The following is a 15,415-nucleotide window of genomic DNA, read 5'->3' as shown; positions in this document are numbered from 1 at the left end:
TCGCGATCAAGACCCGCCTTAGCAATTTCTTCACGAAGAATGAAGTCGGAATCACGTACAATCTTGAGTTTCTCCTCGGTGACTTCACCGAGAACACGAATGGCCAGACCCGGTCCCGGGAACGGTTGTCTCCAGACGATTTCACGTGGCAGGCCGCACTCTTCGCCTACTTTACGGACTTCATCTTTAAACAGCGTCTTGAGTGGTTCCACGAGCTCAAAATCCATATCTTCCGGCAGACCGCCGACATTATGGTGGGACTTAATTGTATGGGCTGTTGCTGTACCGCTCTCGACGATGTCCGTATACAGCGTTCCTTGAGCCAGGAATTTGAAGTGATCGAATTTCTTGGACTCTTCGTCAAATACATAGATAAACTCGTTGCCGATAATTTTTCGTTTCTGCTCGGGGTCATCTACACCTGCAAGCTTCGACATGAAGCGATCGCGCGCATCGATCTTCACAACCTTCATATCGAACTTGCCTACGAAGGTCTCCATGACGCTCTCGGCCTCGCCCTTGCGAAGCAGACCATGATCGATGAACATACAAGTAAGCTTGTCCCCAATAGCTTTATGCAGCAGAATGGCTACTACGGAGGAATCCACTCCACCGCTCAGCGCACACAATACATTGTTGTCTCCAACCTGTTCACGAATATCCTTGATTGTATCATCGATAAAGGTTCCCATCGTCCAGTTGCCTTCGCAGCCGCAGATCTCGTACAAGAAGTTATGAATCATCTCATTGCCATGTACAGAGTGGCGAACTTCCGGATGGAATTGAACACCATACAGACGGCGGTCCGGATTACTGAATCCAGCAATAGGTGCATGGTCAGTGAAAGCATCGATCTGGAAGCCTTCAGGAAGCTCCACTACGTGATCTCCATGGCTCATCCATACGGTCTGCTTGGATTCAAGACCCTTGGTAAGTGCAGAATGGTCAGCGAAGCTCACGTCAGCCTTACCATATTCCCGCTTGGCAGCACGTTCGACTTTACCGTTCAACTGCTGAGCCATCAACTGCATGCCGTAACAAATCCCGAAAATTGGAACATTCAGGTTAAAAATCTCTGGATCTACATGCGGGGCATTCTCCGCATATACACTTGTTGGTCCGCCTGAGAATACAATCCCTTTAGGGGAGATCTCCCGCAAACGCTCCACTGGCGTGTTGTAAGGAAGAAGTTCACTGTACACACCCAGATCGCGAATCCTTCTGGCTATTAACTGGTTGTATTGTCCTCCGAAGTCCAGAACGACAATCATTTCATTTGGCTTATTCATTTCCGAGCCTCCCTCAATTCATGGGTCTTATTATACGAAACGACAATTCAGATCGTCAAGAAAGATCGGGGATAGATTCACCCCTTGGAAGGCCCTATCTGACGGCAATGCTCCAGAAATGACCTGGTTGATATGCGGTCCAGATCGTTCGCTCCGTAATATAACGATTCCCATATGTGCAAAAAATGATCAAGCTGCTCCCGGCTCCTCGGATCTATTCCATTTATACGCTGAATATATTCTCTTCCCGTTACCCCGGGCGGACGGGGGCCATAGGCTCCGTATAACTGCTTCCATGCCTTGTCCGATGCACGAAGCAGCTGCTCCCGCTGGGGAAAGCGGCGATGCCCCGGGCTCCACAGAAGCCCCATCATTCTATTCCACCCTACCGCCGGCCAGAATCTACGAGCCATCAAACATAGCGCTCCAGCCAGGCCTAAGGCTGCCAAGATAAGGAGCGGCTGAGACAGCCACGCTCCAATTCCCATAAGGATCGCCAGGGCCGATCTCATGCTGAAGATCACGGCTTGATGTACTTGATTAACGAGATCTCCATAAGAGAAGTGATTCATAGTAGGTGACGGTTCAGTTGAACGTGCAGCTGATTCAAAACCTGGCGTGGGATCAAAGGGCACCCACCCTACACCCGGGAAATATACTTCGACCCAAGAATGGGCATCCGAATAGGAAACGATAAATTGATGGGGATCTTCTTCGCTCATCTGGCCGGGGGCATACCCCTTGACCCATCTCGCCGGAATCCCCTGCGTCCTTAGCAGCACCGCCATGGCTGTGGAGAAATGGTCGCAGTAGCCTTTTTTCTGGACAAATAAAAAGTTGACTGTGAAGTCCTCGCCTGACGGCAGAGAATCTGGGTTCAGATTGTACTTGTAACGGTTCTTCAAATAGGATTCTACCGACTTCACAGCTTCGTACCGAGTCCTGCTTCCCTTGGTCAGCTTGGCCCCGAGCTCCCTGACTTCCTTCGGGAGTGATTCAGGCAGCTGGGTATCTGCACTTGTTATAGATGCCGGCTCGTCTCCCTTCGCGGCGTTCAGCACAGCGGGTGAGGCCGTCTGTTCTTGTACGGTAAGCTCATAGCCTAGAAGTGCCTCAGGGGATTGTGAACTGCTTTTACTGCCAGAGTGTAGGTTCATCCTATCCGTATTACTGGTGTACTGAATCAAGCCGGAGGCGGGATAGGCCTTAAGATTATGGAAGGAAAGCTCCTGCTTTCCATTGGTGATTCTGTTCACTTTCACCGGAATCCCGCCGCCGGCAAGGACAACCTGGCCAATCTGGGGTTCTTTGAAGGTAATGAACTGACTGAACTCTTTTCCTGAAGAAGGAGCTGACTCTCCTAAATAGAGATGTTCATCAGCGGAGAGTGGAACTATCTTCTGATCTCCCTGTATCCAGCCATGACCGGTATAGGTGCTTTTGCTCTCCCCCCGGTAATAGGTAGGATGGGGCGAAGTGGCTGTGAAGAGCACTTCCTGCCTAAGCGTTAAGGGACCTCCTAGCTCATTGTCATGACTGCCGTAGCCCGACATGTTAGTAGTCCCAGGGCTGTGTCCAGACAGCTCTGTCTGTGTCCAAGCCTCAAGGCTGCCCACAGCTTGCTGAAAGGAAACCTTCTTCGCAGGCTGAATCGGGAGAGTTCCTACAAGTATGGCGATGCCAATAACTCCGCCCAGCACAAATGTTATTACCACAGCAAAGCCTGCAGTTCGGAATCTTCCATGCGGAGGGCTTGCTTCCCCGGGCTCCTCATCAGCACTTTCTTCCTGTATATGCAGAGTATGCAGAACGGCCTGAAGGAGTATCCCGATCAAGATGGTTCGGACGACTCCCAGGTAAGTGTGCAGACCGAGACCGAATTCCAGACTTAGCAAATAAATCACCGTCGCAGAGAAGAACAGCAGAATACTTTGGCGGCTAAGCGCGAGAAGTTGGACTGAAGCAACAAGAAGAGCCCAACCTATTAGCAGGATAAGCATACGCATTTCCGGACTTAACGCACTAAGCCTTCCGCTGGTAAGCACACCCGTAATATCCCGCTTAATTATGTTAATGAAATCCGCCAGCCAGCCTAATCCCTTGTCTCCTCCATATAAATAAATCATAGCGCCCAGACACAAGAGGGGGGGGATAGTCGAGAATATGGCAAAAGGAACACTCAGACATCCTGCTACCAGCAGCAGAATGGTCAGAATATAGAACAAATCCAGAGGTCTCTCCCCCTCCGGACCAAGCAGCTTCAGCAGGGGGGACAGCCATTCCCTGAAAAGGCCAAAGATGAACAAAGAGAGTACCAGACGTTCTCCCCAGCCCCTGAACGTCTGCACACCGCCAACTGGGCGTGATTCAACCTTTCGCATTACGATGGCCTCCCCTTGGTCAGGAGACCCTTTTCCCGTTCAAATGCCGCCTTATTTGAAAGTCTAACTCCGGAAATCAGCAAGTGTTCTAGCATCTCTGCCGAAATCCCCGGGGAACCGGCTTCCTTACTTGTAACTATAATTTCAAGCGCTGTTCCGCGGACTGCTGCAGATGCAGCGGCAGAGGCAATCTCAGGAGTGAGCCTGCCAATAATAAAGGTAATGAACTTAGAGCTGTGCTCTTGTATCGTTTCGATCAACAGATTGTGTCCAGGGATGTGAGCACCCAGACTAACACTTGCGAGAATGTTCATACCTTCCTCACGTTCCGGCCCCCGGCTGCAGGTGCTTCCTCCTTCTGCACTTCCGCAGATCAGGCTAACCTGTCCTCCGGCTGAGCTCTCCATTAGCAATGATGCTGCACAGGATACAGCGAGTTCAAATTCCTCGGCATCAGGCGTATAGGATCCTGGATCGGAGGCAAGCAAAATAACCCGTTCAGCCAGACCGCCGGCTTCCGGCGATCTCGATAGCAAGCCAGCACGCCTGGATGAGGCTTTCCAGTGGATGCTTTTCCAGGAGTCACCCGGCGTGTATTCCCTGAGCAAATCTCCCCTTCGGCCTCCCGGCATCCCTTCATGCAAGGGTTCACCACTCCCCCGTGCACCGAGCTCATTCTCAGGAGGATTATGCAGACGGGCAGTCCTCGGAATAACGGTAAGATGACCCTCGGCCTCTACCCATAGCGAGCGCTCGAACCATCCAAATAGATCGCCGTAGGTAATTCTCAACCGGTCCGCGGAATACACGCCTCTTCGAAGGTCACTTACGGTTCCCGTGAGAACGACATGACGCCGAAAACCCGTAAACAAAACAAACCTGCTTGTCCTCCCAGCACGGACCGCGAGCGGATCGTCCACTTTAATCCATAGTGGGGGTAACCCTCCTCTGAATTCGATATGCAGCGAGAGCCTAGCACTTTCTCCTGCCGCTAAGCGGCCTGAAGACCATTCACGCATGACCTTAGTCCATCTTGGACTACCCGCTTGTACAATCGCACCCTGCAGCATGATTAGTCCCAGTACCAGAAGAAGGAACAATACGGAGGGACCGCCGTATCCCGCATAGGCGGCCACCAGGAGTGCCAAAGCTGCCGACGTCCAAAGCCAGGGCAACATGAATATTCTCATGACGAGGCCTTCGCCGAACCGGGGGACATCGGTACGGGCGTCTTGCCCAGCCACTCGTGGACCAATTCCTCGCCACTAAGCCCGCCAAGCTTGCTTTCCGGGCTTAACACGACCCGGTGGGCGAGCACGGCAGCAGCAACCGCCTTCACATCATCCGGGATGACATACATCCGCCCTTGATAATAAGCATTAGCCTGGGCAGCTCCCATCCAGGCCAAGGTGCCCCGGGGGCTGATTCCGAGCGAAGTCTTCGGATGCCGCCGGGACAAATCGGCCACTGCAACCAGGTAACGCTTAATGGTCTCGTCTACCAATACAGTACGAACCCGGCGCTGCATTCCGGCCATCTCCTCGGCTAGCAGGACAGGCTTCATCTCTTCAATCAAGGACCCTGTCTGATGGCGGCCGAGCATATCGATCTCCTGCTCAGGCTGCGGGTAACCCAGGGATATCCGCATCAGGAAGCGATCCATCTGAGCCTCGGGCAGGCGGTATGTCCCCTCGAACTGCAGCGGGTTCTGCGTAGCCAGCAGCAGAAAAGGTTTGGGCAGATTATAGGTTACCCCATCCACGGTAACCCGGTGCTCCTCCATAGCTTCAAGAAGCGCGGACTGCGTTCGGGGAGCTGCACGGTTAATCTCATCCGCAAGGACAATATTTGAGAGTACAGGTCCGGGACGAAATTCAAATTCACCCGAATGAGGGTGATAGACCGCCACACCGGTCACATCGGAAGGCATGACGTCCGGTGTGAACTGAATACGCCCGAAAGAGCTTCCGAGACTGGCAGCTATGGCCCGGACGAGAGTTGTTTTGCCAACACCCGGGATATCTTCAAGAAGAACATGCCCGCCCTGAAGCATAGCGATAAGGATAAGCTCGATTTCATGTCGTTTGCCAATTACGACCTGCCCCACCCGGTTAACGAGCCGTTCAAGCAGATCGGTCGTCTGGGCATGAGACAACGCGAAAGAATTTAACAAGTTCATAACCTCCATCTCCGAAAAGGAATCTAGTAAACAGTGTCACCAGTTTCCACCGGAAATAGACATCATAGAGCCTATCGTTATCTTAGTTCTACAAGGCTATGACCTTGTAATTATCCGGACCGGCAGCAGCCTGAAGAACAGGATGACCAAGCAGTTCAAGCAGGCTCCGCAGCGGAATCCAGATGGCATCGTTCCTCGTGGAGATCGGGATCTGATAGGTTGTGAGACTGGAATCCCCGCTCTTCCGGAGTTCTGCTATATTGGAATCTGTTCTTAGGGTAAGCGTGCGCGTTCCCCAGGATACGACAGCGGCATGCTCGGCGTTGTTCCATTTCACCGCAGCGCCAAGACGTTCCAGCACTGCTCTGAGCGGAACCAGATAGTGTCCGGAGGACCATTCATATTCCCCGCTCTTCATCTCGGTCGCCACCCCTCCCGCCTCCACAATCAGCGGAGCGGCATGCTTGAACAGCGCCGCGTTAGGAGCGATATGGGCAGCAATCCACTTCGGGGTAGGCTGGACTCTTCCACTGTACACAGCGCTGACATGAACCGAGAAGTGAACCGGCTTCACCTTGGAAGATAAGGTGCCGAATTCGTATCCATGTGCTTTATAATAAGCAATTATCTCGGGGAGGGCCTTAACCGTCTGTTCATGACCTGACCCGTCATGCATAAGCACAACGATTTGATCCTTCAGCTTCGACTGCTTCACATTGCGGATAAGCTCTGATGCGGGCACTCCCTTCCTGGAGGAATCCCGGGTATCCACATCCCAGTCGAATACCGTATATCCTCCCTGCTCCAGCAGCTTGAAGTAATTAAGATCGAAATGGCCGAAGGATCCGCCCGGGGCCCGGATCAGCTCTGGTCTGGAACCGGTGATGGTTCTTAGGATTTCCTCGGTTTGTTTTATTTGTCCCCAAAATTCGCTAAAATTGTGGTAAAGCTTCTTATATTCATGATCATAGGTATGATTGCCAATGACATGCCCGCTTTCATATATGCGGCGAATGACCTCGGGATATCTCTCTGCCTGCTCTCCAAGCACAAAAAAAGTCCCTTTAATCTTGTTCTTGGATAATATACTGAGCACTTGATCCGTCAGCTTGGTCGGCCCATCATCAAAGGTTAAATACACGGTCTTCTTGTTCACGGGATGGGAGGCTGTTGTCACAGCAGCTGCTGCGTTTTTTACAGATATTTGCTCCGAAGAATTCTGGCCCAAGGCCGAATTTGTATGAAACCCTTCATGTGCGTCAACCGTAGTTGTCAAAGGAGAATGAAAATCCAATCGGAGTGCTCCGAAAATAAGCAGCACCAAGAGTGCAGGTACATACATACGTTTCAATACGTGCAGAAAGGTTCTGGACATTGAATATAACCTCCATCGGTTTCTATGAATGAAATAGCTTTTGATAGATTATATGGAGGTACATTTGGAAATAGACTATATCGTAGTTGGAGAGTGGAGCTATGAACTTGCTTAATTATCTGGAAAGTTTATTTGAACAGCATGGTTATTTCGTCCTCTTTACTGGACTTGTCCTTGAATTCATCGCCCTCCCCTTTCCCGGTGAGACTACGATGGCTTATGCCGGATACCTGTCCTACAAAGGCGTTCTTCACTGGGAGCTCTTGATCCTGCTAGCGTTCCTTGGGACGACCCTTGGCATCACGATCACGTACGGGATCGGGCGCAGGGCCGGGCTGCCTTTTATCCAGAAATATGGCAAGTGGTTCTTCCTTCCTCCCAAGAAGCTTGAGATTACCCGGTACTGGTTCGAAAAATATGGATATACGCTGATCTTCATCGGTTACTTCATCCCCGGTGTCCGTCATTTCACGGGATATTTCTCCGGCATTATCGCACTGCCATTCCGCAAATTTGCTCTGTACGCCTATACGGGCGCACTCTTCTGGACCCTTCTGTTCATTGGAATCGGGAAAATATTCGGCCCGCAGTGGAACCGGATGTTCCACTTGGCAGCTACCTACTCGGCCGCCGCGGGGATCGGCCTTGTGGGGATCATCCTTGCTGTAGTTCTGTTTCGCTACCGCAAAGCCATTGGGGAGGTTGCCGCAAGACGCTTTGGCAGATCGAAGAATAAATCTAAAGCCTCGAAACCGGAATAGATCGCGTTAACAGCAATAGGGCCGCCCCAATAGGGACGGCCCTTGCTCATGCTCTTGCGCCGAGAGCCCGGCAGGCTTCTGAACGGCTCCAGCCTCCAGGCTTCAGGAAGAAGAACGCACTCTCATCGTTAATTCTTACTAACTACGACTCGCTTATTGCTTTAAGAACCTCATCCACATGACCACCGACTTTTACCTTGCGCCACTCTTTCACCAGAATGCCCTGCTCATCAATGAGGAACGTGGAACGCACAATTCCTTCATATTCCCTGCCATACATCTTCTTCAACTGCCATACGCCGAACAGCCGGCTGACTTCCTTCTCCGTGTCCGCAAGCAGCGGAAATGGCAGGGCATGCTTACCCGCAAATTTCTGATGTGACTTCAGATCGTCGGCACTGATTCCTATAACGGCTGCTCCCTTAGCCGCAAAGAAGCTGGAGCTGTCCCGGAAATCGCAGGCCTGCTGAGTGCATGCCGGAGTAGAATCCTTGGGATAGAAGTATATGACGACTTTCTTCCCCCGGAACTGACTAAGACTTATATCCTCCCCTGAGCTGGAAGGTAGCGTGAAATCGGGTACCTGCTGACCCGGTTGAACCTGCTGCTCTGACACTTGTAAAGCCCCTCTCTGTCTTGACCTGTGGGATATACAGGAAAATTGATTGTATTTATAAAAGAAATTATAATGTAAATACCAATTAGGCTAAAGAGCAACCTCTGGTTCGAAGGGAAGAACGTGATGACAAAGAGAACAAAAAGGACGATTCTATGGTCCATTGCCGCTGTACTGGTTGCGGTTATTGCTTTTGCAACTTATTATTTCGTAGCTATCTACAATCAAGTGAACAACTTTCACAAGGTGGGGGAGAATTCTCCATTCAGCCAGCTCTCGCCTACAGAGACCAAGATCGCGGATCCTCCCAAGTGGGAAGGCACCGAGCGTGTTAACATTCTCATGATGGGTGTAGATGCCCGCGGTCTGAAAAAAGGGGAAATCCCACGTTCCGATACGATGCTCGTCGCTTCCATTGACCCCGTACAGAAGAAGGGTTACCTCTTCTCCATTATGCGTGACACCTATGTCGACATTGCGGGCCAAGACAGGCAGGATCGGATCAACACCGCGATTACCCATGGTCCTGAGTCGGCCATGAAGACAGCCTCAGATCTGCTCGGAATCCCGATCCAATATTACGTCTATACCGACTTCCAAGGGTTCATTGCCTTGGTCGATTCGGTTGGTGGAGTTGATTTCAACGTAGAGAAAGACATGCATTATGTCAGTGCTGCTGATCAGCACGAGTATGATATTGACCTTAAAAAAGGGATGCAGCACCTGGACGGGAAGACTGCGCTCCAGTATGTCCGCTTCCGTCATGATGCCATGTCCGACTTCACCCGGACTGAACGCCAGCGTAACTTCCTCAAGGCCGTCGCAGACAAGATGAAATCCACCACCTCCATTATGAACCTGCCGGGCATTCTGGAGAAAATCAATCCTTACATTGATACCAACATGTCCGTGAATGATATGTGGAAGCTGGCTTCGGTCGGCTATGACAGCCAGATGAGCGGCAGTGAGCAGATCCCGCCTATGAACTTGCTCGTAGAGAAGAATACTTCGGCAGGTTCTGTCCTTGGAGTCAGCAGTGAGAAGAAATTGAAAGAGTACGTTCAGGATGTCTTGAACGGAACTCCAAATACCGGAAAATCCAGTTCCGGAACGGTCTCCAGCAGCAGTGACAATTCATCAAGCACAACCACTACTTCTGAAGCAGCAAAATAATAGCTTTGGATGAAAGGTCACTGCCGCTTACGCGGCCGCCCAATAGAAAGGAAGTTCTCATAGTATGAACCGGAATCAATCAGAACATTTATACCAAGAAGCATTAAAGCATATTGTTGGCGGCGTCAACAGCCCCTCCCGCTCGTTCAAAGCGGTGGGCGGCGGGGCGCCTGTTTTTATGAACAAAGCCCAGGGAGCGCACTTCTGGGATGTGGACGGCAACAAGTATATCGATTACCTGGCTGCGTACGGACCGATTATTACAGGCCATGCACACCCGCATATCACGGAAGCCATCACCCGCGCAGCCGCCAGCGGTGTGCTGTACGGAACACCCACCGAGCTTGAAATCAAGCTCGCCATGATGCTGAAGGAAGCTATTCCTTCCATGGACAAGGTACGCTTCGTCAATTCAGGAACCGAAGCCGTAATGACGACAATCCGCGTGGCCCGTGCTTATACGAAGCGAAATAAAATCATCAAATTCGCCGGATGTTACCACGGGCACTCCGATCTGGTGCTTGTGGCCGCCGGCTCCGGGCCTTCCACACTCGGGATCCCGGACAGTGCTGGAATTCCGACCAGCATCGCGCATGAAGTCATCACCGTGCCGTTCAATAACACAGGCGCGCTCCAAGAAGCTTTGGACAAATGGGGCGATGACGTCGCAGCCGTCATGGTAGAACCCATTGTCGGTAACTTCGGCATGGTTATGCCGGAAGCCGGCTTCCTGGAAAGCCTCTGCCGCCTCGCTCGCGAGTACGGCGCCCTCGTTATCTATGACGAGGTCATCACGGCTTTCCGCTTCCATTACGGGTCCGCGCAGACTTACGCGGGCCTCGCGAACCATGAAGCCATCAAGCCGGACCTGACGGCGCTGGGCAAAATCATCGGCGGAGGCCTGCCGATCGGCGCCTACGGCGGCAGCAAGGAGATCATGGAGCAGGTTGCTCCGCTCGGACCAGCCTACCAGGCGGGTACGATGGCGGGTAACCCGGCTTCGATCTCGGCAGGCATCGCCTGCCTGGAGGTGCTGCAGGGCGCGGGCGTCTACGACGAGATGGAGCGCCTGGCTGTGCGGCTCACGGAAGGCCTTGGCGCTTCCGCCGCCCGCCACGGGGTGCCGCTTACGATTAACCGGATTCGCGGCGCCTTCTCGACCCACTTCTGCGACCATCCGGTCACAAATTATGACGAAGCCCAAGATACCGATGGCGAAATGTTCGCCGCCTTCTTCCGTCATATGCTGGACCAAGGCGTGAACCTGGCCCCTTCGAAATATGAAGCGTGGTTCCTGACCACGGCTCATACGGACGAGGATATTGACCTTACACTGGAAGCGGCGGAGAATGCATTTGCGAAGCTGAAGGCTTAGATCCTCCCTGCAATATGAAGGGTATGCAGTATGCAGTCCCTTGCCATATGAATCAAAGAACCCGCTGGCCCATGTGGCCGGCGGGTTCTTTGATCCCTGGAGACAGAAGAGAACTGGAACAGCAGGACAGAACTGATCGGATGAGAGGATTAGAGTAGGGTTTAGAGGATTGGTTTAGAGGATTGGTTTAGAGGATTGGTTTAGAGAATTAGAGTTTGGAGTTTGGAGCTTAGATTTACAGTATAGAGTTTACATTCTAGAGATTAGAGCCTAGATTTACAGTTTAGAGTGTTGAAAAGATCAGAGGAGCCCATCCAACTGGATAGGCTCCTCTGATCTTTAATTTTATACAGCTCAAAAGCTTCGTTTGTCCAAGGTCACATCTTACTGGTTCACGGCTTTACCTTTACGAGCGTAACCAGGCCGCCCATCTCCCCACCTGACATATCCGACTCCCCATTCATCGTATGGTCCAGAATGTGGCAGTGGAAGGACCAGTTCCCCGGATTATCCGCACGGAACATCAAATCTACGGTTTCACCTGGACCCAGCATCACGTTATTCATTCGCTCCGGGTTGGTTAACGGACTGCCATTGCGGGCGACTACGTAGAAATCCATGCCATGAAGATGCATCGTATGAATCTCCATCGTGTCTATATTAATTAGACGAATACGCGAGATTTCTCCCTGCTTCACCTCAATCGGGGGGGTATCCGGATAACTGCGACCGTTGATCGTATAGTAATCCTCTTCCCCCTCCATTGTTGTATTGATATGGAAGCCTGACAGCAGCATCGTATAATCATGATCCATCTTCGTATTGTCAGTCAGCACGCCCCCGTTATCTGCGGCGTTCACCGGCTGCTTCGGATCGATAATGAATGCGCCATACATGCCCGAGCCGATCTGCTTCATATCATCGTAATGCGAATGATACATGAATGTCCCCGCATGGCTGGCCGTGAATTCATAATTGAACGACTTGCCGGGTTGAACGGCGGGCTGAGTCAACCCTGGCACCCCGTCCATCGCATTCGGCAAAAGCAATCCGTGCAGGTGCACCGTCGAAGGCTCGGGCAGATTGTTATTGAACACAATCCGCACCCGGTCCCCTTCGGTCACCCGGATTGTCGGACCCGGAGCCTGACCATTAAAGGTCCAGGCTGTGGTTAGAACCCCTTGCAGCGGTGACCAGTCATGAAGCCCTCCGCTCAAAGTAAATTCTTTTGTTCCGTCCGCCGTAATATGAGGCACCATTCCCACACCATTCAGCACATCCTCAACCTGCTTCTGCTCGGTTGTGAATTGATCAGCCGCAGCCTGAGTCATGAATTTCACCTGATGCACGCCTGCATCGTACGTATACTTCAAGTCCATAGCCTGGGCGAAGTCCTCAGCCAGTACGTATACGCTGTTATTCATCATCATCGGATCTGCATCCGCTTTGGATGGCTGACCATGAATATAGAGAGCAATATGGCCCATCTGGGCGTGATGACGCATTTCAGCACTGTCTAACACGGCGGAGGGGACCGTTTCCTGTCCGATTAGTACCGCTTTGTGTTTGGCATCCCATTTCAAAGGCAGTCCAAGCGCCTCGATCACATCCCGCAGGGGAACCCGAAGATTCGTAAGGTCATCGTTCATATGAGCCTGAGCCGCCAGGGAATGCCCGTTAACACTTATCCGGGTTCCCGCCTCGCTGGCTTCCATTCCGCTCATGCTGGCTGTGCTGCTGTCCGAGTGGGCGGAGACCGTGCTGCTTAATATACCGGACACCATCGTTAAGAGCACCAGCAGTGCTTTGACCTTACCTGACCGTGAAGTTCCTTGGGATCGTTTTGACATTTTTGAATTTCTCCTCTGCTGCTTGCTTGCTGATTACAAATAATTATTATTTAAGCTGTGCAAATTGATGGAATACGGCTGCGGAGAAATGAACAGAGTTCTTCTTCATCACCGTCTTCAGCGGCAGCTTAATGGTCTTCCCATCCAGTACAGCCGTCTGGGAATCCACACGAATGACGAGCTTATGCTTGCCTTTCACCAATACGACCTCGTGGGTTTTCGCATTCCATGTAAGAGAGATACCTGCAGCTTTAGCCGCTTGACGAATGCCAATCAGTCCAGCCTGCTCTGGCTTCGAGGAATCGTGACCATTCGAAGTGGAAGGAGTCGTCGGCTCGCTTGGTGTAGCCGGTTCCGGCTTCGTGTCCTTAGCCACTGCTGCCAGCATTTGCTGCTCAGTAGGAACACCGGAAATATAACCTACAACACCAGCAGACTTGTTATTGAAGTTCTGGTTGATGTTGCTTTCCACTGCAGCCTTCAGGTTATCGGCCACAATCATCTCATCTCCCGGGTGCTGGAAGTTACTCATCACGTAGTTAAAGCCGTTCAGCCCTTCTACAAATTGAAGTCCGGTCGCTTCCGCGCCAGCCGGTGTACTGAGTACACGGGAGAGCTTGCCTGTATCAATGTTGTAGGCCCAAACATAGTTATTAGCGTGCATTCCGCTGTCTTCGCCAATGAACAGAGTTCTTAAGGATTCGGAGTAAGACAGGTTGTCGGGATTCGCCACCTTGTCATCAGCTGCCTTATTGCCTTTGGCATCCGGCTGAGCGAGATCTTCTCCCCATACGAGACCCTTCATGAAGCTTGGAACATAGCTGCTGTCGATGGCAGCCTGATCACGGTCTTTTTGTCCTCCGTTAAGCGAGAGCTCATAGGTAACCCCGGAAGAAATTTTATTAACCTGGATATCATCGGCAGGATCGGTTCCCTTGCTATCCTTCTCCATGGCTTTCTCCACATAGGACATCGCAATATAGGTCTTCTTATCCTTAGCGTTCACCGTCACGCCTTCCATCTTATTAAATTCGGAAGTCGCACCTAGCAGTGCGCCATAACGGCGGCTTTCCAAGAACGCTGCGGCCTGCTCCATGCCCGGTTTTACTTTCAAATATTCCACCTTGCCCGATGGGTAGGTCTTGATTGCCTTAAATCCATCAGCCGCTTTGTCGGATGTCAGGAAAATATCGCTGAATTTCAGTCCTTTATCAATATAGGACTTCACTTCGCTGTCTGTGGCATGTCCAAGCTTGATCCACTGAAGATCAGCCGAGCCGCCGTTCTCCGCGCTCTTTTGAATCCATTTAGCCGCATACAAAGTACCCGACGAAAGATCTGCAGCCTTGTCTGCAACATACAGGAACAGCATCGTGTTGCCGCCGTCGTCTCCGAAGAAGACGGTTCTTTGGTCAGGTGCAACCTTGCCCAGCTCATGAGAGAAGCGGCCAGTGCTGTAGTGCTTGGCTACTGAGGTGGAATTGTCTTTATTTACAGTTACTTCAGTCAGATAGTTGTAGGCATATGGATTGCCTGTCTTGGTCTGATCCTGGTAATAGCTCTGAACAAAAGGATTCACATACGTCTGCTTCGGATCGGCCTCGAAGGCACGCGCATCCGCTTCGTATTCTTCACTGCCCAGATGCGTGTTCCACGGGGTCAAGGAACCGTTACATGGAATCCAGAGACCATCTACACCGGAGAAGTCGACTTTAGACAGCTTCACCGGGGTTAACTCGCCCGTCGTCTTGTTCTGGTCGATAATCGTATGGCTCATGCTGGCTGGTACGAGACCATAAGAGGAACCGCCGGCCTGATTGTGGGTGATGTACTCATAATGAGTAATCAGAGACAGCGGATTGCCGCCCAGACCAGTGGCTGGAGCGCCTTGAACCTGGAGCAGGCTGTTGGAGTCCGGGTCATCGGACACGAAAGGCTGTGGATTGTTCGGAACACTAGTATCCATGATTGGCTTGCCTTTGGAATCTACTGCTACTCCGGCGATGGTTCCACCAACGGAATCCGTAGTTTTGAACAATTTGTTATAAGCCAGCGGGAAAGTCTTCTCGGTATTATCCGAATAAGTGACTTTAACGGAAGCTTTGGTATAGATCTGAGCCATTTGTTCCGCTGTAGCAGGAGCATCCATGCCTACGAATTCAACTGACTTCACGCTCAGGGGAGCGGCCACTGGGCCTGCTGCTGCGGATACAGGAATGGAGGCCGTAGGGAGAATTAGGGCCAGTCCAAGGACAGGCACCAAGCATTTAAAAAACTTAGACTTAGAAGATTTCATTTTCTTCATACACTACCTTTCTAGTAAAGATATTTAGTTACTAGCATAGCCCTGATATGTTTGCTCCATATGAAATCGAGTTCATTAATTGTAAATTGGAAGTAAAAAACAAGCCGAATA

General features: G+C 51.5%; 11 protein-coding genes (1 of these 11 only partly in view). 3 read left to right on the top strand and 8 right to left on the bottom strand.

The window, feature by feature from the left end:
• From guaA to ACEN86_RS03515, 5 genes are all read right to left on the bottom strand, one after another.
• Window positions 1–1,289: the 5' portion of a glutamine-hydrolyzing GMP synthase gene (guaA, locus tag ACEN86_RS03535; protein ID WP_495632990.1), read on the bottom strand. Its footprint begins 250 nt before the window's first position; only the first 1,289 of its 1,539 coding nucleotides appear in the window; the start codon lies at window positions 1,287–1,289; its stop codon lies off the left edge, out of view.
• A 77-nt stretch (window positions 1,290–1,366) separates the two neighbouring features.
• Window positions 1,367–3,670: a transglutaminase-like domain-containing protein gene (locus ACEN86_RS03530; protein ID WP_495632989.1), complete on the bottom strand. Its 2,304-nt coding sequence runs from the start codon at window positions 3,668–3,670 to the stop codon at window positions 1,367–1,369.
• Window positions 3,670–4,848 carry a DUF58 domain-containing protein gene (locus tag ACEN86_RS03525; RefSeq protein WP_495632988.1) on the bottom strand — a complete coding sequence of 393 codons (1,179 nt, stop codon included), beginning with the start codon at window positions 4,846–4,848 and terminating at the stop codon, window positions 3,670–3,672. Before ACEN86_RS03525 ends, ACEN86_RS03530 begins: the two co-directional genes overlap by 1 nt.
• Window positions 4,849–4,856: 8 nt before the next feature.
• Entirely contained in the window at window positions 4,857–5,849 is a 993-nt protein-coding gene (locus tag ACEN86_RS03520; protein WP_495632987.1) for an AAA family ATPase, read from the bottom strand.
• 88 nt (window positions 5,850–5,937) lie between these two features.
• Window positions 5,938–7,224 carry a polysaccharide deacetylase family protein gene (locus tag ACEN86_RS03515; RefSeq protein ID WP_495632986.1) on the bottom strand — a complete coding sequence of 429 codons (1,287 nt, stop codon included), beginning with the start codon at window positions 7,222–7,224 and terminating at the stop codon, window positions 5,938–5,940.
• A 101-nt stretch (window positions 7,225–7,325) separates the two neighbouring features.
• On the opposite strand from ACEN86_RS03515, the gene ACEN86_RS03510 reads away from it, so the two are divergent.
• Window positions 7,326–7,985 carry a DedA family protein gene (locus tag ACEN86_RS03510; RefSeq protein ID WP_495632985.1) on the top strand — a complete coding sequence of 220 codons (660 nt, stop codon included), beginning with the start codon at window positions 7,326–7,328 and terminating at the stop codon, window positions 7,983–7,985.
• A gap of 142 nt (window positions 7,986–8,127) precedes the next feature.
• On the opposite strand, the gene bcp is transcribed toward ACEN86_RS03510, so the two are convergent.
• Window positions 8,128–8,601, bottom strand: a complete 474-nt coding sequence (bcp, locus tag ACEN86_RS03505) for a thioredoxin-dependent thiol peroxidase (RefSeq protein ID WP_495632984.1) — start codon at window positions 8,599–8,601, stop codon at window positions 8,128–8,130.
• 126 nt (window positions 8,602–8,727) lie between these two features.
• Between bcp and ACEN86_RS03500 the strand changes: the two genes are divergently transcribed.
• Window positions 8,728–9,774 carry an LCP family protein gene (locus ACEN86_RS03500; protein WP_495632983.1) on the top strand — a complete coding sequence of 349 codons (1,047 nt, stop codon included), beginning with the start codon at window positions 8,728–8,730 and terminating at the stop codon, window positions 9,772–9,774.
• A 64-nt stretch (window positions 9,775–9,838) separates the two neighbouring features.
• Window positions 9,839–11,149 carry a glutamate-1-semialdehyde 2,1-aminomutase gene (locus ACEN86_RS03495; protein ID WP_495632982.1) on the top strand — a complete coding sequence of 437 codons (1,311 nt, stop codon included), beginning with the start codon at window positions 9,839–9,841 and terminating at the stop codon, window positions 11,147–11,149.
• A 392-nt stretch (window positions 11,150–11,541) separates the two neighbouring features.
• Here ACEN86_RS03495 and ACEN86_RS03490 read toward each other — a convergent pair whose 3' ends face one another.
• Window positions 11,542–12,999, bottom strand: coding sequence for a multicopper oxidase domain-containing protein (locus tag ACEN86_RS03490; protein ID WP_495632981.1), 1,458 nt, complete (start codon window positions 12,997–12,999; stop codon window positions 11,542–11,544).
• 46 nt (window positions 13,000–13,045) lie between these two features.
• The gene (locus ACEN86_RS03485; protein WP_495634206.1) at window positions 13,046–15,295 is read right to left on the bottom strand and encodes an alkaline phosphatase PhoX; all 2,250 of its coding nucleotides are present in this window, start codon (window positions 15,293–15,295) and stop codon (window positions 13,046–13,048) included.
• Between the last annotated feature and the right edge of the window lie 120 nt (window positions 15,296–15,415).

The organism is Paenibacillus sp. Paensp111 (assembly GCF_059492195.1).
This window is presented reverse-complemented; position numbering and strand designations above follow the sequence as displayed.

Excerpts from the sequence above, each read along its gene's own strand:
- ACEN86_RS03525 (WP_495632988.1), bottom strand. The coding sequence starts at position 4,848 with ATGTTGCCCTGGCTTTGGACGTCGGCAGCTTTGGCACTCCTGGTGGCC.
- ACEN86_RS03485 (WP_495634206.1), bottom strand. The coding sequence starts at position 15,295 with ATGAAATCTTCTAAGTCTAAGTTTTTTAAATGCTTGGTGCCTGTCCTT.
- ACEN86_RS03510 (WP_495632985.1), top strand. The coding sequence starts at position 7,326 with ATGAACTTGCTTAATTATCTGGAAAGTTTATTTGAACAGCATGGTTAT.
- ACEN86_RS03500 (WP_495632983.1), top strand. The coding sequence starts at position 8,728 with ATGACAAAGAGAACAAAAAGGACGATTCTATGGTCCATTGCCGCTGTA.
- ACEN86_RS03520 (WP_495632987.1), bottom strand. The coding sequence starts at position 5,849 with ATGAACTTGTTAAATTCTTTCGCGTTGTCTCATGCCCAGACGACCGAT.
- ACEN86_RS03530 (WP_495632989.1), bottom strand. The coding sequence starts at position 3,670 with ATGCGAAAGGTTGAATCACGCCCAGTTGGCGGTGTGCAGACGTTCAGG.
- ACEN86_RS03515 (WP_495632986.1), bottom strand. The coding sequence starts at position 7,224 with ATGTCCAGAACCTTTCTGCACGTATTGAAACGTATGTATGTACCTGCA.
- ACEN86_RS03495 (WP_495632982.1), top strand. The coding sequence starts at position 9,839 with ATGAACCGGAATCAATCAGAACATTTATACCAAGAAGCATTAAAGCAT.
- ACEN86_RS03490 (WP_495632981.1), bottom strand. The coding sequence starts at position 12,999 with ATGTCAAAACGATCCCAAGGAACTTCACGGTCAGGTAAGGTCAAAGCA.